19 protein-coding genes and 1 other RNA gene are annotated in these 18,676 nt (G+C 58.9%); 10 read left to right on the top strand and 10 right to left on the bottom strand.

The genetic code is table 11. From position 1 onward, the window contains the following. Positions 1-6: 6 nt before the first annotated feature. From fsa to E5J99_RS12630, 3 genes are all read right to left on the bottom strand, one after another. On the bottom strand, positions 7-663 hold the full coding sequence (gene fsa, locus E5J99_RS12640) for a fructose-6-phosphate aldolase (RefSeq protein ID WP_135498172.1): 657 nt from the start codon (positions 661-663) through the stop codon (positions 7-9). Positions 664-748: 85 nt separating this feature from the next. Further along, positions 749-845: signal recognition particle sRNA small type (gene ffs / locus E5J99_RS12635), an RNA gene on the bottom strand. A 132-nt stretch (positions 846-977) separates the two neighbouring features. Further along, positions 978-1,451 carry a carboxypeptidase-like regulatory domain-containing protein gene (locus E5J99_RS12630; protein WP_135498171.1) on the bottom strand — a complete coding sequence of 158 codons (474 nt, stop codon included), beginning with the start codon at positions 1,449-1,451 and terminating at the stop codon, positions 978-980. A 221-nt stretch (positions 1,452-1,672) separates the two neighbouring features. On the opposite strand from E5J99_RS12630, the gene guaA reads away from it, so the two are divergent. Both guaA and E5J99_RS22045 read left to right on the top strand, forming a co-directional pair. Continuing rightward, entirely contained in the window at positions 1,673-3,205 is a 1,533-nt protein-coding gene (gene guaA, locus E5J99_RS12625; RefSeq protein ID WP_135498170.1) for a glutamine-hydrolyzing GMP synthase, read from the top strand. A 345-nt stretch (positions 3,206-3,550) separates the two neighbouring features. After that, the gene (locus E5J99_RS22045; RefSeq protein WP_262713004.1) at positions 3,551-3,682 is read left to right on the top strand and encodes a hypothetical protein; all 132 of its coding nucleotides are present in this window, start codon (positions 3,551-3,553) and stop codon (positions 3,680-3,682) included. 144 nt (positions 3,683-3,826) lie between these two features. Here the strand turns inward: E5J99_RS22045 and E5J99_RS12620 are convergent, their stop codons facing one another. Genes E5J99_RS12620 through E5J99_RS21290 form a run of 3 tightly spaced genes read right to left on the bottom strand, consistent with a single transcriptional unit; the run spans position 3,827 to position 5,723 of the window. Next, positions 3,827-5,059: a DUF4153 domain-containing protein gene (locus E5J99_RS12620; RefSeq protein ID WP_262713006.1), complete on the bottom strand. Its 1,233-nt coding sequence runs from the start codon at positions 5,057-5,059 to the stop codon at positions 3,827-3,829. Between the two features lie 3 nt (positions 5,060-5,062). Then, the gene (locus tag E5J99_RS12615) at positions 5,063-5,563 is read right to left on the bottom strand and encodes a DUF817 family protein (RefSeq protein WP_135498168.1); all 501 of its coding nucleotides are present in this window, start codon (positions 5,561-5,563) and stop codon (positions 5,063-5,065) included. Positions 5,564-5,579: 16 nt separating this feature from the next. Further along, positions 5,580-5,723, bottom strand: coding sequence for a hypothetical protein (locus E5J99_RS21290; protein WP_167852109.1), 144 nt, complete (start codon positions 5,721-5,723; stop codon positions 5,580-5,582). A gap of 126 nt (positions 5,724-5,849) precedes the next feature. Here E5J99_RS21290 and E5J99_RS12610 point away from each other — a divergent pair, with 126 nt between their 5' ends. Further along, complete coding sequence (locus E5J99_RS12610) at positions 5,850-6,584, top strand: hypothetical protein (protein ID WP_135498167.1); 735 nt, start codon at positions 5,850-5,852, stop codon at positions 6,582-6,584. Positions 6,585-6,586: 2 nt separating this feature from the next. Beyond that, positions 6,587-7,294, top strand: coding sequence for a type 1 glutamine amidotransferase (locus E5J99_RS12605; RefSeq protein WP_135498166.1), 708 nt, complete (start codon positions 6,587-6,589; stop codon positions 7,292-7,294). A gap of 109 nt (positions 7,295-7,403) precedes the next feature. Here E5J99_RS12605 and E5J99_RS12600 read toward each other — a convergent pair whose 3' ends face one another. Then, positions 7,404-8,099, bottom strand: coding sequence for a DUF1361 domain-containing protein (locus tag E5J99_RS12600; protein WP_135498165.1), 696 nt, complete (start codon positions 8,097-8,099; stop codon positions 7,404-7,406). A gap of 197 nt (positions 8,100-8,296) precedes the next feature. Between E5J99_RS12600 and E5J99_RS12595 the strand changes: the two genes are divergently transcribed. From E5J99_RS12595 to E5J99_RS12575, 5 genes are all read left to right on the top strand, one after another. Further along, complete coding sequence (locus E5J99_RS12595) at positions 8,297-10,318, top strand: ABC transporter substrate-binding protein (RefSeq protein WP_167852108.1); 2,022 nt, start codon at positions 8,297-8,299, stop codon at positions 10,316-10,318. Positions 10,319-10,426: 108 nt separating this feature from the next. After that, a complete protein-coding gene (hemL, locus tag E5J99_RS12590; protein WP_135498163.1) occupies positions 10,427-11,743 on the top strand; it encodes a glutamate-1-semialdehyde 2,1-aminomutase in 1,317 nt (438 codons plus the stop codon). 286 nt (positions 11,744-12,029) lie between these two features. Then, positions 12,030-12,896, top strand: coding sequence for a hypothetical protein (locus E5J99_RS12585; RefSeq protein ID WP_135498162.1), 867 nt, complete (start codon positions 12,030-12,032; stop codon positions 12,894-12,896). A 30-nt stretch (positions 12,897-12,926) separates the two neighbouring features. Further along, positions 12,927-13,466, top strand: coding sequence for a dCTP deaminase (gene dcd, locus E5J99_RS12580; RefSeq protein ID WP_135498161.1), 540 nt, complete (start codon positions 12,927-12,929; stop codon positions 13,464-13,466). A gap of 396 nt (positions 13,467-13,862) precedes the next feature. Continuing rightward, the gene (locus E5J99_RS12575; protein WP_135498160.1) at positions 13,863-14,375 is read left to right on the top strand and encodes a hypothetical protein; all 513 of its coding nucleotides are present in this window, start codon (positions 13,863-13,865) and stop codon (positions 14,373-14,375) included. 70 nt (positions 14,376-14,445) lie between these two features. Here E5J99_RS12575 and gldC read toward each other — a convergent pair whose 3' ends face one another. Continuing rightward, positions 14,446-14,784 (bottom strand): gliding motility protein GldC, encoded by a 339-nt coding sequence (gldC, locus tag E5J99_RS12570; RefSeq protein WP_135498159.1) that lies wholly within the window; start codon positions 14,782-14,784, stop codon positions 14,446-14,448. 147 nt (positions 14,785-14,931) lie between these two features. Continuing rightward, positions 14,932-16,056, bottom strand: coding sequence for a DNA polymerase III subunit beta (dnaN, locus tag E5J99_RS12565; RefSeq protein WP_135498158.1), 1,125 nt, complete (start codon positions 16,054-16,056; stop codon positions 14,932-14,934). A 204-nt stretch (positions 16,057-16,260) separates the two neighbouring features. Here dnaN and E5J99_RS12560 point away from each other — a divergent pair, with 204 nt between their 5' ends. Next, a complete protein-coding gene (locus E5J99_RS12560) occupies positions 16,261-16,701 on the top strand; it encodes a BLUF domain-containing protein (protein WP_135498157.1) in 441 nt (146 codons plus the stop codon). Positions 16,702-17,083: 382 nt separating this feature from the next. Here E5J99_RS12560 and E5J99_RS12555 read toward each other — a convergent pair whose 3' ends face one another. Next, complete coding sequence (locus E5J99_RS12555; protein WP_135498156.1) at positions 17,084-18,571, bottom strand: NADP-dependent isocitrate dehydrogenase; 1,488 nt, start codon at positions 18,569-18,571, stop codon at positions 17,084-17,086. Between the last annotated feature and the right edge of the window lie 105 nt (positions 18,572-18,676).

The raw sequence follows: 18,676 nt of genomic DNA, 5'->3' as shown, positions 1-18,676 counted from the left end.
CGTCGGTTAGCTGTTCACCTTTTTGTGGTCGGCCAGAAAGGTGGCTAGCCCGCTGTCGGTGAGGGGGTGCTTCAGCAGGCCCGTAATTACGCTCAGTGGGCACGTCACCACATCAGCTCCGATTTCGGCGCACTGAATCAGGTGGGGCACGTGGCGCACCGAGGCGGCCAGTACCTGCGTAGGGTAGCCATAGTTGCTGAAAATCTCCACAATTTGCTGCACGAGCAGCAGGCCGTCGTGCCCGATATCATCGAGCCGGCCCACGAAGGGCGACACGTAGGTAGCGCCGGCTTTGGCGGCCAGCAGCGCCTGCCCGGCCGAGAAAATCAGCGTGCAATTGGTTTTGATGCCTTTCTCGGCGAAATATTTGATGGCCTTCACGCCGTCGCGCGTCATGGGCACCTTCACCACGATGTTGGGATGCAGATCGGCCAGCATCTCGCCTTCCCGCACCATTTCCTCGAAATCGACGGCAATAACCTCGGCCGATACGTCGCCATCCACCATTTCGCAGATTTGCTTGTAGTGGGCCATCACGTTATCCAGACCCTTGATGCCTTCTTTGGCCATCAGTGAAGGGTTGGTAGTCACGCCATCGAGCACGCCTAGGTCTACGGCTTCCTGAATATCGTTGAGGTTGGCAGTGTCGATGAAGAATTTCATGCGGGAATGGGATTAAAAAAGAATGCCCCAAAGCTAACCCATTGCCAGCAAACATGGCGCGGAGAAGCGTTGGGGACAGGACAAAAAAATAGCGAGCCAGAATCGCACCGCTCAACCACCTACCCTTGCTACCTTCCGGTCCTGGGGGAGTTCAGCAGGAGCTGGTCGTTCTGACTCGCCGTTGCAAATATACGTTGCTTATTTGGCAGAACGCACAAGTGGCGCTAAGATTTTCGTCCTAACGCCAATTAGATGCAGAGTATCAGCCGCTTTGTTTTCGCCGGCCGGCCGGTAGCGCGACTATTTCAGACCGGCTAGGGCTTGCGGTAGGCTTTGCTGGCCGCTTTGCTGCGTTTTTTCAGCTGCCGCTCGTAATCTTCGATTGGGTCGAGGCGGAACGTGGTGGGATGCAAAGTATTGATGGGCATTTGCATCTCCTGGTAGCCCGCGTAGCTCACCCGCAGCACTGGCGTAGCGGCCATCGACTGTATCACGTACTGGCCGTCGGCGTTAGTGGTAATGGTTTCGCCTTTTTCGGCAGTAACGGTGGCACCGGCCAACGGCTCGCCTTCCTCGTTAAGCACGTAGCCAGTCAGCACCTTGGGCATATTCCTTGCTGCTGCTTTTTTGGTCGGCGCTGCCGGAGCAGTGGCTGGTTCGAGTACGGCTACGGATTCGGCGCCCACCTTTTGGCGGGATGCGGCGGGCTTAGCCGGCGACTGGGCCGCTGCTACGAGCGGCAGCAAGGCCAGTGCTAGGGCACAAACAGAAGAGGTCAGGTGTTTCATGCGAACTGTTAAGAGAATGAAAGCTGCTAGACGAAAGCAGGACGACTTGGGATGAATGACCGGAGTCGGGCAATATATTTTGAATTATACGCATAAATATTATGAAAAATTCATTCACTACGCGTTTTATTCCTGAAGCATTCCGCTAAACGGCAGGTATGGAAGAATGTTGGCAGTGCCGGGAAATTTTGCGTGGCTGCTTGGGCTGCTTACCTTTGCCCATGCCCCAACAGATTTTAATTCTCGATTTCGGCTCCCAGTACACGCAGCTCATTGCCCGACGCATTCGGGAACTGAACGTTTACTGCGAGATTCATCCGTATACGCACGCCCCGGACCTCACTGAGGATATCCGGGGCGTGGTGCTTTCAGGCTCGCCGTGCTCGGTGCGCGACCCTGCAGCGCCTAATCCCGACCTGAGCCGCTACCTGGCCCAGGTGCCGGTGCTGGGCGTATGCTACGGCGCGCAGCTGCTGGCCCAGCAGCACGGCGGCGAGGTGCTGCCCGCTACTATTCGTGAATACGGCCGCGCCCGCCTCCACCACGTGGACCACGCCAACCCGCTGATGCGCGAGCTGACCCTAGATTCGCAGGTGTGGATGTCGCACGGCGACACGATTAAAACCCTGCCACCGGGCTTCGACATCATTGCCAGCACGCCGGAAGTGGCAGTGGCTGCTTACCAGATGGAAGGGCAGCCGACGTACGGCATCCAGTTTCACCCCGAGGTGACGCACTCCACGGAAGGCAAGCTGCTGATGCGCAATTTTGTGGTCGATATCTGCGGCTGCGACCAAAACTGGACGCCCGAGCACTTCGTGGACAGCATGGTGCTGGCCCTGCAAAACACCATCGGCCCCGACGACAAGGTGATTCTGGGCCTTTCGGGTGGCGTCGACTCCTCGGTGGCGGCCTTGCTGCTGCACCGCGCCATCGGGCCGCGCCTGCACGGCATTTTTGTGAATAATGGGCTGCTGCGCAAAGATGAGTACGAGAGCGTGCTGCATTCCTACAAAGATCTGGGGCTGAACGTGCGCGGCGTAGATGCGTCGCGGGAGTTTTATGCGGCGCTGGTTGGCCTCACCGACCCCGAGCAGAAGCGCAAGGCCATCGGGCGCACCTTCGTGGAGATATTTGACCAGGAAGCCCAGAAGGTGGAAGGTGCCCGCTGGCTGGCCCAGGGCACCATTTATCCGGATGTAATCGAGTCGGTGTCGGTGAACGGGCCGGCCGTCACCATCAAGAGCCACCACAACGTGGGCGGGCTGCCGGAGAAGATGAACCTGAAAATCGTGGAGCCGCTCCGCACGCTGTTCAAGGATGAAGTGCGCCAGGTGGGCGACGCGCTGGCGCTGCCCCACAATATTTTGCACCGTCACCCTTTCCCCGGCCCCGGCCTGGGCATCCGCATTCTGGGCGACATCACCCCGCACAAAGTGGACTTGCTGCAGCGCGCCGACGCTATTTTCATCGACGGGCTGCGCGAGTTCGGCCTCTACGACCAGGTATGGCAGGCCGGCGTGATGCTGCTGCCCATTCAGAGCGTGGGCGTGATGGGCGACGAGCGCACCTACGAGCAGGTAGTGGCCTTGCGCGCCGTGACGAGCGTAGATGGCATGACGGCCGACTGGGCCCACCTCCCCTACGACTTCCTGGCTCACGTTTCGAACAAAATCATCAACCAAGTGCGCGGCATCAACCGCGTGGTGTATGATATTTCGTCGAAGCCGCCGGCGACGATTGAGTGGGAATAAACACTCTGGTGCATGGCTAAACTGCCGCTTCGGGTGACCGGAGCGGCAGTTTGCGTAGTAGCCGGTACTACACTCTATTTATTAAGAAGCTGTTTGGGTTAGCAATTAAAGCGTCCCAACGATGTAGAGACGCATAGTTGCGTCTCTACATCGTTGAACGATTGGCCCGCACCGTTCAACGATGAGACGCAACTATGCGTCTCTACATGGTTGGGACGACTCCAGAAACTGACTCAAACAGATACTAAGCGGATGATGGAGTTTTTGCTGACTTATCCGAAGTTCTACTTCCTGGCGGGTCCGTACTGCTTGTTTGCGCTGTGGGCATACAGGAAAATGCATCAGATGACCTATTCAAGCCTCTGGGGGGTGCTAGGTACCGGGCTGGCTTTCTGGGCTTTATTTTTCGTTGGGTTGGCCGTGGTGGTTATGGCGGCGCTGGTAGTCATTCTGTTTCGGCACGCCGAAATGGTGTAGCCTCGCGTGGGTCGTTATATTACGGCATTAGCCATGATGCTGGTGCTGGCACCCGTACTGCTTCGCCACGTTGAAACAATCAACCGTGGAACCGAACCCACAGCTTCTTTGATAAGAACTCTGTGCAGCAGCGCCTTCTATCAACTACTCGACAAACTCGAGCAGGCCGTTTCCATCATATTCATACTTCACGGTATCCTGGCGGTCGGTGCGATTGATATACCGAACAAACAGCCGTAACGTAGCACCTTTACCACTGGCTGTCAAAGTCATGCCCGTGGCCGGCAGCCGGATACTCTCATTTTCTTCCTCCTTGTTTTCGCCCGGATGCTGACGGGCCAGGGAGTCGACGAAAGCGCCGGGCTCGGCGGCCAGTACGGGTTGCCACTGGCCATCGGGTCGGAGCTGTTCGAGCACCAGCCGGCGCCGGTACTGCGTACTACGGAGCCGAAACGTGCCCTCGCGCAGGAGTAAATGCTCGGTAGTATCGTCGGATAGATTTCGATAATCCAGCGTAGCGATAGTAGGCAGCCAATAGCGGCCTCGGCCCAATGGTTGCACTTTGGGCTCTTCGGTGCGAAAGGTGGTGGATACCTGCGGTACAGTACCTGAATGCTCATCGGCACGGTCGACACGAAACAGCTGGCTGGCAGCAAACAGCCGGTCGGACACCCACTGCTGCTGCTTCCAGCGGGGCTGCTGCCGAATAGAATCCGGTAGTTGCAGGGAAGCGCTGAATTGCGGCTGCAGCTGCGCCAAAGCGTTACGGTCGGCAAAAAAATCGAAGATGGACGAGGTACGCTTGCGCACTTCCCATGGCAGCTTGGTCTGGTGCTTACCAGCATTGTCGAGCTTGCCGTTCTGTAGTAGCTGATACTGCTGGCTCAGGGCCAGCAGCTGCCGGTGCTGGCTGCGCTGCGCCACGGCGAAGGCGCTCCAGGGTCCCACAACGCTGAGCAGCGCCACCACCGCCAGCGACGCCGGAATCCAGATGATGCCCCGCCCCTGCCGCAGCAGAAAGTAGGTGGCAATCAGGGCAAGCCAAGCGGCCAACACCAGCACAGAGTAGCGCTCTTCGGTGATGCCATACTGCTGAACACGCGTGTAAATGGCCACCGCCAGCAGCCCCAACAACGGAAAAAGCGCCCGGTAAAACCAGCGCGCGAAGGTGCGAATCCAGGTGTTTTCGGCCGCTTCCCGGATGGGATGAATGAGCAGCAACGCAAAGATTCCTGCTACCGAAAAAGCCAGAATCAGGAAGGACACCCAGCCTTTGGGCAACTCCCATTGCACCAGAATGCGCCCCATGTAGGCGTACAAAATACCGCCATACAGCAGCATCAGGGGTAACAGAGCGAATTGGGTAAAGGCTTTCAGCCCCTACTGATAAGGCGCTTCCTGCTCCAGGGTGGCAACGTTGGCTGGCACGCTGGCCAGAAAAAACCAGGTATTGAATACTGTTCCCAGCACCAGGAACAGATGGGCATAGACATACGAGGCGAACTTTATGTCGAACAGGTTTCCTATCGTCAATAAGGCTAGCCCGCAGCCCGCAAACAGCACCCCGGAGTAGAGGCCAGCCGTGAGGATGCGCAGAAACAGGGTTTCGTTGTAGCGCCAGAAGCCCGGTGTATCGGCCGTGCGGCGCAGCTCACCGAGGTAGGGCACCACAGCCACCAGCAAATGCAGCACCACCAGCAGCACCAGCAGCCGGAGCGCCCACACGGTGGCAGGCTCGGCGGGGCAGGCCACGTACCAGCCGCTGAGCAGACCGACAGCCACGGCGTTGGCAGCCAGCTTCCTCCACAGCGGCCAGTGGTAGCGCTCGGCAGCCAGGGTTACCGCTAGCGTCAGGGTCAGTCCGAGTGCGGCCGTGGACAAGACCGGAAATAGCCAGTCATTTTTGCTCCATGGCGGGGCTGAGTCGCTGCTGATAGATGCCGGCCGCACATAAAATGAAGCTGCACAGCAGCGTGAGAGGAAAGCGACGCACTACCTGCCTGGCCTGGGCCACCACATGCTGCAGGGGAGAAAGTTTCATAAAACACGAATGAAAAAGAGCATCAATAAACGGCTTTATGGGAGAGTTATAGCAGAAAAGCACGCTTCCCGGCTACCTTTGCCTCGGTGCCGCTTATTGGCAATCCCAAGCTGTCCGTTCCGACACATGCTTCTTTTCCCTGCGCGGGCTCTGTCACGCGCGCTGTTTGCCGCGCTGCTGCTTCTTAGCGGGCTTCCAACGCTGGGCCAGCACCCGGCGGCGCACTCCGCCGACCGACCCAGCACGCACGGCATGCTGGTTTTTGGTGACCGGCACATCTATGCCTCGCACCTGCCCATGTTTCACAGTCCGCACCACTACCAAGTGCTGCTGGAGCTGACGCTCAGCGACTCGGCGCGGACGGCCTACCAAGCCAGCCGGCAGCAGTTTCCGATGGAAACCGTGTATACGCTGGAGCCCGAAACATTTGTACTACCCGATATGCTGCGGCGCCCCCAGCCCTTCCGCGGTACGTTGTATCGGGGCCATTTTGAGCGGGGCGGCACTGCTATTGCCCGCCAGATTCCGGTGCAGATCAAACTGGTGCTGTATTTTCAGGAGCTAGTACCCAACACCACCGCTACGCCGCTGCTACTACTGGTTGGCAATGCCGACGAGCAGTTTGTAGCGCACCGCATTGCCAGCCAGCCCGATTTCGACCAAATCGTTTCGGTGCGGCTGGCGGCAAACGCCGGAACCGCTATGAACCTGCAACCGTCGGCACTGCTGCTGGCTACTGCTGCTGCTGCCCGGCCCTTGCACGCAAAGCAGCTCCTGACGGCGACGCCCGGAGCCGGCCAGCCGCCCATACGCCTCACGGTGGTGCGCAGTCTGTATCTGGAACACGCTGACCTACGCTGACGATGCAAATTCACTGCTTACAACATGCAGCTTTCGAAACCCCTGGCTTACTGTTGGAGTGGGCCGCCGCACATGGCCACGAGTGGTCGTTCACGCACCTGTATGCGCCGGAGCCTAGTTTTCCGGCACTTCAGGACTTCGATTGGCTCGTAGTTCTGGGAGGCGTGATGGGCGTAGACGAGGAAAACCGGTACGGCTGGCTCGCCCCGGAGAAGGCGTTTATCCGGGCAGCTATGAAGGCGGGCAAGATGGTCCTGGGCATTTGCTTAGGAGCCCAGTTGCTGGCCGATGCGCTGGGGGCCAGGGTATATCGAAATCCGGCACTGGAAATTGGCTTTTGGGCTATTCAACCGGCCCCAGAAGCAGCAACGCACCCGCTGCTGCGGCATTTCACCGAGGCCATTACGGTGCTGCACTGGCACGGCGACACGTTTGGGCTACCGGCGGGAGCAGTGCCGATAGCCTCTTCTCAGGCATGTGCGCACCAGGGCTTTGTGGTTGATAATCGGATAGTAGGCCTACAGTTTCACCCTGAGCTGACGGCGGAAATACTGGGCGAGATGCTGCACCACGATGGCCACGAGCTGGTGCCCGGCCCGTGGGTACAAACGGCTACCGAGCTGCGGCAGCGCGCCGCTGAGCTGGCAGCGGGAAAGGCGTTTCTGTTCGGGTTATTAGATCAGCTGGCTCAGCGCGGAGCGGCGTATTGAGAGCCTAGCCAAATAGAACGTCATACTCATATATTCAGCTAGGCTCTAAGGAGTGTATTTCGCCGATGCTTGTACCTGTGGGCACACGGAATTCCGCTTTCGGGGCAGGCTACTCCCGTACTCGGGCGTCGTCCATGCGGCCCAGCAACCGCACGGTGCTATAGCCCAGCAGCAGAAACACGCCGAACAGCAGCGTTACGCCCCAGGTGCGCGGGTGCGCGGCCGGGTGCAGCACCCGGTTCAGAATATCGTAGAACAGCGTAAGCGGATTGGTCAGCACATCCCAGCTATTGAAGCGCAGAAACCGGCCCAGGTAAATACCGAAGCTACTAAGGAGCAGCGCCACCACGGCAAATGCCCACCCGGCGGCCGGGCCCAGCCGCCGCCGCACCAGCGTCTGCATATCCAGCAGCGAGGCGTACGCCAGCATCAAGCCATTCCAGGCGCAGGTCAGAATCAGGGCCAGATCATACCAGTAGGGCACGCCGGCGCGGGGCTCCAGATGAAAGAGGTCGGTGAGAATATAGGGCGCGTTGGGAAAAAACAGCAGCCACACTACGCCAACGGGCAGCAGCAGCCGGGCCCGAATGGGGCCGGCTGCCATACCCAGCATCGTACTCAGCCCAAACGGCACCAAGGCCAGAAACAGATTCCAGAGCAGAAATATGAACGTCATCTGCTGGGTCAGCAATACGCGGCCGATGATCAAGGCCACGCTCAACGTGAGCGAGGCCCCGAGCACGAGCAGCAGCTGGAGCCGCTGGCGCATTTGGGGTAGGGAAAAGGCGGCGACGGACGTGTGCATGGGTTCAATTACGGAAATTTGGCGGGCAGCGCATAGCCTTGCAGTGGTCAATGCCCCAACGACAGCTTCAGCCTACTAGTACAGGAGCAGAAAGCACCACAATCTTCCCCACCGATCCTGCGTACCTTTGCCCGAATAAGGCAGGTGGCATCTGCCGCGATTTTCTGCTTGTGAACCAATTATTCCCGCCCTCGGCTATGAGGCATTTCTTTACTTTTCAGCTGGCAGTCTTGCTGCTGGCTGCTGCTTCTCCCCGTGCGCTTCGGGCCCAGCAGCCGACCTCCAGGCCTGCGGCAACGCGGCCAGCTGGCACGGCCGTACCTGCCACGACCAAAAAGCCGACCGCCACGCCGGCAAAGCCCACCACAGCCAGCCCAACGACTCCCGGCAAAGGAGTTACGGCGCCGGGCAAAAGTGCCATGCCCGCCACCAAGCCCGCCGCTGGCAGCAAGAGCACTGCCACGCCTGCCGCTTCTGCCACCGCTGCGAAGCCGCTCCCGGCCAGCAGCAGCTCGGCCGGAACAGCTCCGGTTAAAGCCCCTGCTCCTGCCGTTGCGGCCAAGCCCCAGGTGCCGTTACCGGCCAATATGGGCTCCAGTACTCCAGCCGTGCGGTATCAGAATGGAAAAACGCTGCTTGCGCAGACCCGCTACGAGCTGGCCATGCAGGAATTGGAGCCGCTCACACCGCCCACGGCAAAGTTTGACCGGGGCCCGGAGGCGGCATATCTGTATGCCGTGGCCGCTACCCGCGCCAAGAGATGGTCGGAGGCGGAACAAATGCTGAACCTGCTGCGCAACGAGTACCCCAGCTGGCCGAACCTGGCCGAGGCATTTTTTCTGCAGGCTCAGGTTTCCTTTGAGTTGGGCGAAGCCGACAATGCGCTGAAAATGCTGGGCCAGCTGCCCGCCGGCCGCCTCGAAACCGAGCGGGAAGCCATGAAGACGGTCTATCTACCGCGCATCAAAGACAAACTCGTGTTTCAGAGCCTGCTGCCGCGCTACCCCCAGGATGCGGCCCTGGCCCGCGCCTACGCCGACAAGCTGGTGGCCAGTGGCTGGTATACCGACGCCGACAAAGCTCTGCTCGACCAGCTCATCACCCAGTTCAGCCTCGACCGGACCCGCTACACGCCACGCCCCAAAGCGGCCAGAAAAAGCAGCTACAACGTGGCCGTGCTGCTGCCCTTCGAGTTCAATGACCCTAGTTGGGAGAAGCAGCGCAAAAACCAGTTCGTGACCGACCTGTACGCGGGCATGCGGCTGGCCCAGGACTCGCTGCAGCGCGAGGGCCACCCCGTGCAGCTGTTTTCCTACGATACCGGAGCCGATACTCTCCAGCTGAAGCAGGTACTGGCGCTGCCCGAGTTGGCGTCGATGGATATGATTATCGGGCCGGTGTACAAGTCGGGCAGTAAGATTCTGGCCCGCTACGCCCAGCAAAAGCAGATTGTCTGCATCAACCCGTTGTCGCAGGACGCGGATCTGGTGCTCGATAATGGTTGGCACTACCTGTTCGAGCCCAGCATGACGACCCAGGCCCGGCAGGCGGCGCAGTTTGCCATTTCCCGCTTCACGAGCCGTACAGCCGTGGTACTCCACGAGGACACCAAGGATGAAGCCGCGTTTGGCCAGGCCTACAAAACGGCCTACGAAGCTTTGGGTGGCAAAGTACTACAATTGCGCCGCATCAATTCCGACGTGGAGGAATCCATCGGGGCCGGTTTCGCGGGCCTCGACCTGAAAACCGTGGGCCACTTGGTCGTTGCCTCCGACCACCGCAAGGCCGGGCCCTACACCCTGGGCGTGCTGCAAAGCCAGGGCGCGCGCCTCCCCCTGCTGACGTACGCCTCCTGGCTCGAAAACAACCGGGTGAGTCTGGGGCAGCTCGACTCGCGCGACATATTTTTTATTCATCCCAAGTACCTCGACAAAGCCGCACCGGGCGTGCGCCGCTTCCGCCAGCTCTACATCCAGCGGCAGAATCTGCCGCCGTCGGTGTTTGCCTTCACCGGCTTTGAGCTGCTGTATTATTTCGCTTCCCAGCTTCATTTGCACGGCCCCGGCTTTCAGCAAAACCTTGCCGCCTCCGGGCCGGTTTCTGGTTCGGCTTTTCAGGGCATCGGCTACCCCAGCGGCGCCCACGACAACCAGTACGTACCCGTCACCAAGCTGGAACGACTGGAAATAGAAGTCCAAAACCCGGTGGGCGTGCGGTAGCCTTACGCGTAGCCACACGTACTGGCTGCGAGTCGTGCCAGCCGGGCGTTTTTCATCAGTTCCTGTTCACCGATGCGCGAAGCGAGGCTTTGCTCTACCTTTTTGTATATGTCAACTTCCACTCCCGAGCTCAATCTTTCTACCTCCGACACCCTTTTCACCCGCGCCAAGGAACACATTCCGGGCGGCGTCAACTCTCCGGTACGGGCTTTCCGGGCCGTGGGCGGCCATCCGGTTTTCATGCAATCGGCTAAAGGAGCCTGGCTGACGGATGTCGACGGCAACCGCTACCTGGATTTCATCAATTCCTGGGGCCCGATGATTTTGGGGCACGCCCCGGAAATCGTGCTTGAAGCCGTCCACAAGGCTATTCCCAGCTCCCTTTCCTTTGGCGCGCCCACCCGGCGCGAAGTCGAAATGGCCGAGCTGATTAAGCTCATGGTGCCCAGCATTGAAAAAGTACGACTAGTAAACTCCGGCACCGAGGCCACCATGTCGGCTATTCGGGTGGCGCGGGGCTACACGGGCCGCAACAAGATGATTAAGTTCGAAGGCTGCTACCACGGCCACGGCGACGCCTTTCTGATTGCGGCCGGTAGCGGGGCCCTCACCCTGGGCACTCCCGATTCGCCCGGCGTTACGGCAGGCGTGGCCCAGGATACCCTCACGGTTCCCTACAACGACCTGGCAGCGGTGAAACAAGTTATTGAAGCCAACAAAGACCAGGTAGCGGCCCTGATTCTGGAGCCGGTAGTCGGCAACATGGGCCTCGTGGCTCCTGCCGCAGGCTACCTGCAAGGGCTGCGCGACCTGTGCACCGAGCACGGCATCGTGCTGATCTTCGACGAAGTGATGACCGGCTTCCGCCTGGCCCGTGGCGGCGCACAAGAGCTCTACGGCATCACGCCCGACATGACGACCCTGGGCAAAATCATTGGCGGCGGCATGCCGGTGGGGGCTTACGGGGGCCGCCGCGACATCATGGAGTGTGTGGCACCGGCCGGCAAAGTGTACCAGGCCGGCACGCTCTCCGGCAACCCGATTGCCACCGCCGCCGGCATTGCCCAGCTCACCTACCTGCAGGAGCATCCGGAACTCTACACCGACCTGGACCGCATCACGACCCGCATTGCCGATGGCACCCGCCAAATTGCGGCCGAGTTGGGCCTGCACTACACCGTGAATCAGGTGGGCTCCATGTTCAGCGTGTTTTTCACCGCCGAGCCGGTGCACAACCTGGAGGACGCCAAGAAATCCGACACGGAAGCATTCGGGCGCTATTTCCGCGCCATGCTGAACCGTGGCATCTATCTGGCTCCGGCTCAATACGAAGCGCTCTTCGTTTCAACGGCCATGACCGATGACTTGGTGGATATGTATCTGACGGCCTGCCGCGAGTCGATGCGCGAAGCCCACGGCTTGTAAGACTCCGGGCTGAATGGTTTGCGGCAGTCACACTTACCGTCTGTCATTCTGAGCTGGCGAAGAACTTTCCTCGGCTTGACGGCAAACGCTATGCAACCTACAGAGCCCTTTCCTGCTGCGGTAGGAAAGGGCTTTCTGCGTTTATTGAACTTCGGTGGCGTAGGCAAGGAAGATCCTTCGCAAGCTCAGGATGAGAGGTGACAGAAACAGGAAAAACTGTTTTTTCGCTCCTTTTCTGAACCACGACGGCAACTGGTTACCTTTGCGGCCAATCTGCTTTGTTGCCATGCGCCAATTTCGCTTTCTGTTCTGCTTTGTTTTCCTGCTGGTTGCCGCCCCAGGCCCCTTGCATGCCCAGGTAGAAGCGCCGGCCGCCGCTAACAAGCGCCTGTTCGACCGCACCGTAGACGAGCTCAATTTCCGGACAATGGAAACGGTCTACGATAAGTCGTTCACCCGCAACAAGTTTCCCGTTACGCTACGCAGCCACCAAGCCCGCAAGCAGTTTGACGGCTTTGGGGCTAATACCAGCCTGAAAAAGCTATTCCTGAATTACAACGACGTCTCGGAGCGCTTCAAGAGTCGTTTTGGCAAAGGCCGCACTGACCTGGCCGAGTTTGAGAAGCAGCTTAACAAACTCCTGATCGACAAGAACTTCGAGTTCTTTATCCGGGTGTTGCCCCGCGATGAGCGGGTAGCCCTGATTCGCTCGTTGCAGCGCGCCGGCAAGCAGGCCTCCGCCCAGTTCAACGCCTCCGAGGACCCCAGTCCGGAAGACGTAGCCGTCGATGAAGCCGCCGTGCCACCGGCTGATGTGGACGCCGTGCCCACCACCAGCGCGCCCGTGGAAGACCCCGCGCCCCAGCCCGAGCGGACTGAAACCAACTCGTTGGCCTCCCCCACCTCAGCCGGCCGGGCACTCGACGGAGCAGTGCAGCACGATTGGGTCGACTACCTAACGCTGCTGTTGGCGGCCACCTCCACCCTACTGCTGGCCTACGTCATAACCACCGTGCTGCCCGACCTGCGCGCCCGCCTCGATGGGCTGGCCGAGGAGCTGGAACAGCAGCAGCCCGAGGCCAGCCGCCCCCGCAAGCGCCCGGCCAACTCCCTGCCCGAAGACCGCTACGGCGATGAAGACGACCCCGAGTAACCCCGATTAGAGCATTCCTACTCTCCCCCTATGATTCTTACCGATCAACAGATTCTGGCCGAAATTGAGCGCGGCAACATCGTCATCGAGCCCTACGACCCCACCTGCCTGGGCACCAACTCGTACGATGTTCACCTGGGCCGCTACCTGGCTACCTACCGCGACGCCGTGCTGGACGCCCGCAAGCATAATGAAATCGATGTGTTTGAGATATCAGCGGCTGAAGGCTTCGTGCTGGAACCCGGTGTGCTGTATCTGGGTGTAACGGAAGAGTATACCGAAAGCCATGCCCAGGTTCCGTTTCTGGAAGGCAAATCGAGCGTGGGCCGGCTGGGCATTGATATTCACGCCACCGCCGGCAAAGGTGACGTAGGATTCTGCAACACCTGGACGCTGGAAATTTCCGTCACCCAGCGTGTGCGCATCTATCCTGGCATGCCCATCGGCCAGCTTATCTACTTCGCCGTGCAGGGCGACGTGCAGACCTTTTACAACCGCAAGGCCAACGCCAAATACAACGACCGCACCGACAAGCCGGTAGAGTCGATGATGTGGAAAAACACCTGGTAGAGCGTGGCGTGCTACTGTGAGCAATGTGTGCTCATGTGTACTTCCTGTCATTGCACTGCGAGTAGCGGGTTCCGCGCAGTCAATGGCGTCCATTCGTACTCTGCCGAGCACAATATTCCCTTATATCAGAAAGCCCTTTACTGCTTGTGCGGTAAAGGGTTTTTCGCATGAGCGGCTTTCGGCGTCTCATAGGGTGTAGTACTTCGAGCTGCTCGCAATAATAGACTGTATGGCTGCATTTTTTCCTCCAGGAGCCCGGCCCAGCACCAGCGTCCCCTAAAAGTTACACGAACTCCCTGGCACAGTTTTTCGTTAGATAAAGACAACCGCCCGGCGTCGAAAGCTTTGCTTCCGCCTGTTGGTAGTCTTCCACTTCTACTCCAACGCTTCTATACAATGAGAAATCAACTTGCCACCGCCGCGCTGATTCTGGCCGCCACGCTGGGCGCGCAGGCTCAGCAGAAGCCCTCTATCATACAACCCCAGGACAAAACCAAGGCCACTCCCCGCCTGAACCCGGTGCAGGAGCGCGCTAAGCGCCTCTCCGACCAGATGGCTCGTGACCTGCGTCTAAACGGCTACCAGGCCACGCGCCTGCGCTCCATCAATGAAGATAAAGTAGCCAAGATGGCTGCCATCGAGCAGAAGAATGCTGGCAACACCCGGCTGATTGACGAGCAGTGCGGGGCCGTATGCCGGGAGCGGGACCAGGAGCTCCGTGGCGTACTGAGCAACTCGCAATACAGCGCCTACTACGATTCCCGCGAGGAGTTCTACCAATACGACAAGACCTACGCCAAGCAGACGAATGCCGTTTTCGTGAAATCGGTGCAGAACCCACTGCCGGCCAGTAGCAAAGGCGCGGTTATCGGCCAGGGCCGACCGGCCGCCCCGGAGCAGACCCGCTAATACGCCTAGCCCGCAGAAAGAAAAAGCCCCGCCGGAATCATCCGGTGGGGCTTTTTCGTAGTAGTGTTGCTTAGCGCTGCTCGGCTTCCTGCTTATTTAAGTAGTCGGTCAGCTCACGGCATAGATTACGCATTTTGGTGGCCATTTCTTTGTCGCTGGTTGCTGTTTCCAGGCTTTCGGCCATGGCACCCATTGTATCCACGCAGAAGCGCTTCATTTCATCGACGGGCATCTCCTTGGTCCAGAGGTCAATTTTCATCGTGCCCCGCTCGTCCCGGTCCCAGAGGGCAATATTAATGGCCTTGGCAAAATGGATATCGGGACCCGCATCGGTAGCCGTCCAGCTGATGGCCTCGGGTACTTTTTTGTCGTCGAGGGCAATGCTGAAGCGGATTTCGGATTTTTTCATCGGTAAAGGAATTTTAAAAGAACGTCATGCCGAGCTTGTTGAAGCATCTCGCGTGCAATGGTCGTCTGATTACCACTGCGGGAGAGATGCTTCGACAGGCTCAGCATGACGTTCTACATTGTTGTTGTGCAGGCAGGCCAACCGTCGTTACACGTAGTTGTTCAGCATCACCGGCATTACTAGCATCAGGATGCTCTCGTTGTCATCGGCCACGGTTGGCATGAGCAGGCCGGCGCGGTTGGGCGTGCTCAGCTCCAGCGTGATTTCCTCGGAGTCGATATTGGAGAGCATTTCAGCCAGGAAACGGGCGTTGAAGCCTATTTCCATGTCTTCGCCCTCGTACTGGCAGGCTAGGCGCTCGTTGGCTTCGTTCGAGAAGTCGAGGTCTTCGGCCGAAATGGTCAGCTCGGAACCGGCCAGGCGCAGGCGCACCTGGTGGGTGGTTTTGTTCGAGTAGATCATGATGCGCTTCACCGAGTTCAGCAGCTCGGCGCGGCTGATGATGAGCTTGTTGGGGTTGCTCACCGGAATTACGTTTTCGTAATCGGGGTAGCGCTCATCAATCAGACGGCACACGAGGCGCATCTGGTTGAAGCTGAAGAAGGCATTGGAGTTGTTGAACTCGACGCGCACCGTGGTTGCCTCCGAAGGCAACGCCCCTTTGAGCAGATTAAACGCTTTGCGCGGAATAATCAGGTTAGCCGTCTGGCCCGCGCCCACGTCGGAGCGGCGGTAGCGTAGCAGGCGGTGGCCATCGGTGGCCACAAAGGTTATCTGGCTGTCGGCCAGCTGCACCAAGATGCCGGTCATGGCGGGGCGCAGCTCGTCGGTGCTCACGGCGAAGATGGTCTTGTTGATAGCGCGCGACAACGACGAGGAGGGAATCTCAAGCGGGGCCGAGCCCTTCACGACCGGCACGCGGGGGAAATCGGTGGCGTTTTCGCCGGCTAGCTTGTAGCGGCCATTGGCCGAGCTGATTTCGATGGTGTAGGTTTCCTCGTCCAGAGTGAAGGTCACGGGCTGGTCGGGGAGGTTCTTCAGCGTATCGAGCAGAATACGGGCGGGCGCGGCAATGCGGCCACTTTCGCGAGCTTCCACGGGCAGCTCCGTAATCATGCTGGTCTCCAGATCGGAGGCCGTAATCGTCAGCTTGCCATCCTCGATTTCGAAGAGAAAGTTCTCCAGAATCGGCACCACGGGGTTGTTGGTCACCACGCCGTTGATGCTCTGGAGCTGCTTAAGCAAGGCAGAAGATGATACGATAAACTTCATATAGGCGGGGTTGGCTGGCGTTTTTGTGGAAGAGGACAAAGATAGGAAACCCCGGCGGGGTTTTCTAGTGCCGCCCCAGGTGGTTTTGGGCAGTAGGCGCTGCTGCCTTGTACAACGGAAATAGATTTCCACCTCATCTGTTGCAATAGTCTAATTAAGGGATTTAATTGACTGCTTCTCTCTATAGTATCTCTACCTTCCCGCATGCCGGTTCCCCTCTATCATCTGGTGTATCAAAGCTCGGCTACGGCTTCCTTGCAGGAACCGGAGCTGCAAGCCATCCTTGCCCAGTCGCGCGCCTGGAACACTGCCCACGGCCTCACCGGCGTACTGCTCTACAGCCAGGGCGAAATCATGCAGGTGCTGGAGGGCAGCCAGGAAGAAGTGTATTTCATCTTCGAGAAAATCGAGCGTGACTTCCGCCACCACGACGTGCTAAAGCTCGCCGATGGCCCCATTCAGCAGCGTAATTTCTCGCAGTGGTCCATGGGCTTCAAAGCCGTGAACCCCGCCGATTTCAAGCATCTGAAAGGCTACCTCAATCCGGCCCGCGCCCCCCGGCTTCTCTCCACGGCCACCTCCGAAGACGCCGCCCTATACGACTTGCTGGCCACCTTCGTACGCGAAGACGTGATTCGGTTCTGAGGTAACCGCGGGCCAGCCTGGCCTTGGCCGAGCGGAATCATCAGTATCTGAAGGTCGGCACCGTACAACAAATGGTACGGCTCGACTATGCTGCTACGTGGCAGCCTATATTCCTTACTTTATGCAGTCGGGCGGCACGCGCTACGCTGCCCTACCCCGACGCCAGATGAGGAAATGCTCGTTGGGACACAGTAGGGCGTACTTTGTAGTTCGCATAACCCATGTTGATTGCCTCTGGTACATGAGCTATGCAAGTCGCACCAGGTAGCGGGTACTGCCCTAGCCTCTTGGATCTAATTTGTCCGAAGCCGGTTTTAGCCGCAACGGCCACAGATGGCTGACCTGCCTGTCGTTAAGAATGTATGCTTCTCTACGGGTTGCCTTATTCGCCTTGGCCCAGCGAAAACGCCCGCTGACCGTTCATCAGGTATAAGTGCTCAATTTTGATGATGTAGAGTCCGCAGTCACAGAGCCGGTGCAACAGCGCCAGCACGTCCAGAAACGCAACAGGGACGAAGGCAGGCTTTTCACTGACTGTTCGGGCCTGCGCCGACACAAAGCGGCAACGCCAATGGTCGGTGCAAAAGGTTTCGGGGTGGCCCTGAGGGTATACTTTCACCCCGCGGTTCGTAATAAGTTTGAGCTGCATCCGGTGACCGGTCAGTTCTTCCAGCATGGTGCCCAATTCGTGGGCATTGGTACCATCCCAGCGCAAAAATATGTCAATGCCTACCAGTTGCTGCTGCACCATGGCGGGGCCATAGCGCTGTATCGTTCTGGCCGTGCGCACCGGCCTAGCTTGGACAGTTGGAACCATCATTGGTGCTAGCTGCTGCGGCAAACGTCCCAGGCGGGCAATGACGGCATCGGCAAAAGCAGTCGTCCCGACCTTGGCCCGGCTGGTTTCGGGGCGGTAAATGTCGGCCGTATGCTGTCCCTCTTCCAGGGCGCACAGCCAGGCGTTGTGTACGCGGGCGGCCACGTCGTGCTGGCCCAGATGTTTCAACATGAGCACAGCGGCTTGCAACAGCCCACTGGGGTTGGCCACGTCCTGGCCAGCAATGTCGGGAGCCGAACCGTGGATGGCCTCAAACAGGGCACCGTGGTCACCCACATTGGACGAGCCAGCCAGGCCTACTGAGCCAGCTACCTGGGCCACAATATCGGAAATAATGTCGCCATACAGGTTCAGGGTCACTACCACATCGTAGCGCTCGGGTGTGTCGGCCAGGCGTGCTGCCCCAATGTCGATGATCTGATGGTCTTGCGCAATGTCGGGGTACTCCTGCCCGATTTCCATGAACACGCGGTGAAACAACCCGTCGGTGAGCTTCATAATATTGTCCTTGGTCATGCAGGTGAGCTTGCCGCGGCTGTGTTGCCGACAGTACTCGAAAGCGTAACGCACGATTTTCTCGCATCCGGTACGGCTTACCAGCTTTAGGCACTGCACCACATCGGGCGTCTGCTGGTGCTCGATGCCAGCGTAGAGGTCCTCCTCATTCTCCCGGATAATAACTACGTCTAAGGTGGGAAAGCGCGTGGCTACGGCCGGGTGTAGTGAGCGGTTGGGGCGCACGTTAGCATACAGGCCTAGCATTTTGCGTAGCGTCACGTTCAGGCTTTTATAGCCCCCGCCCAGCGGCGTGGTGATGGGGGCCTTGAGCAACACTTTGGTGCGCCGCAGCGACTCCCATGCCTCCGGACCAATGCCCGACGTGTTCCCGGCCCGATATGTTGCCTCTCCCACTTCAATGAATTCTGGCACCAATGCGGCACCGGCTGCCTCTAGGATGCGCAGAGTCTGGCTCATAATCTCCGGGCCGATGCCGTCGCCGACGGCGACCGTGATAGGAACACTAGGGTTCATATGTTCTACTAAATAGGAAGGAAAGAGGCGGGTGAGCACCGGCACAAATGTATGGACCCCTTTTTTTAATAGCATTACCATCATTACAGATATCAGTTTTATTTT

The organism is Hymenobacter elongatus, from assembly GCF_004745955.1.
GTDB lineage: Bacteria > Bacteroidota > Bacteroidia > Cytophagales > Hymenobacteraceae > Hymenobacter > Hymenobacter elongatus.
This window is presented reverse-complemented; position numbering and strand designations above follow the sequence as displayed.

What these genes read in the sequence shown, in the direction of transcription:
- gldC (WP_135498159.1), bottom strand. Translation starts at nt 14,784, where the DNA reads ATGAAAAAATCCGAAATCCGCTTCAGCATTGCCCTCGACGACAAAAAA.
- guaA (WP_135498170.1), top strand. Translation starts at nt 1,673, where the DNA reads ATGCCCCAACAGATTTTAATTCTCGATTTCGGCTCCCAGTACACGCAG.
- E5J99_RS12585 (WP_135498162.1), top strand. Translation starts at nt 12,030, where the DNA reads ATGCGCCAATTTCGCTTTCTGTTCTGCTTTGTTTTCCTGCTGGTTGCC.
- E5J99_RS12555 (WP_135498156.1), bottom strand. Translation starts at nt 18,571, where the DNA reads ATGAACCCTAGTGTTCCTATCACGGTCGCCGTCGGCGACGGCATCGGC.
- E5J99_RS12560 (WP_135498157.1), top strand. Translation starts at nt 16,261, where the DNA reads ATGCCGGTTCCCCTCTATCATCTGGTGTATCAAAGCTCGGCTACGGCT.
- E5J99_RS12600 (WP_135498165.1), bottom strand. Translation starts at nt 8,099, where the DNA reads ATGCACACGTCCGTCGCCGCCTTTTCCCTACCCCAAATGCGCCAGCGG.
- E5J99_RS22045 (WP_262713004.1), top strand. Translation starts at nt 3,551, where the DNA reads ATGACCTATTCAAGCCTCTGGGGGGTGCTAGGTACCGGGCTGGCTTTC.
- hemL (WP_135498163.1), top strand. Translation starts at nt 10,427, where the DNA reads ATGTCAACTTCCACTCCCGAGCTCAATCTTTCTACCTCCGACACCCTT.
- E5J99_RS12575 (WP_135498160.1), top strand. Translation starts at nt 13,863, where the DNA reads ATGAGAAATCAACTTGCCACCGCCGCGCTGATTCTGGCCGCCACGCTG.
- E5J99_RS12630 (WP_135498171.1), bottom strand. Translation starts at nt 1,451, where the DNA reads ATGAAACACCTGACCTCTTCTGTTTGTGCCCTAGCACTGGCCTTGCTG.
- dnaN (WP_135498158.1), bottom strand. Translation starts at nt 16,056, where the DNA reads ATGAAGTTTATCGTATCATCTTCTGCCTTGCTTAAGCAGCTCCAGAGC.
- E5J99_RS21290 (WP_167852109.1), bottom strand. Translation starts at nt 5,723, where the DNA reads ATGAAACTTTCTCCCCTGCAGCATGTGGTGGCCCAGGCCAGGCAGGTA.
- E5J99_RS12605 (WP_135498166.1), top strand. Translation starts at nt 6,587, where the DNA reads ATGCAAATTCACTGCTTACAACATGCAGCTTTCGAAACCCCTGGCTTA.
- dcd (WP_135498161.1), top strand. Translation starts at nt 12,927, where the DNA reads ATGATTCTTACCGATCAACAGATTCTGGCCGAAATTGAGCGCGGCAAC.
- E5J99_RS12595 (WP_167852108.1), top strand. Translation starts at nt 8,297, where the DNA reads ATGAGGCATTTCTTTACTTTTCAGCTGGCAGTCTTGCTGCTGGCTGCT.
- E5J99_RS12610 (WP_135498167.1), top strand. Translation starts at nt 5,850, where the DNA reads ATGCTTCTTTTCCCTGCGCGGGCTCTGTCACGCGCGCTGTTTGCCGCG.
- fsa (WP_135498172.1), bottom strand. Translation starts at nt 663, where the DNA reads ATGAAATTCTTCATCGACACTGCCAACCTCAACGATATTCAGGAAGCC.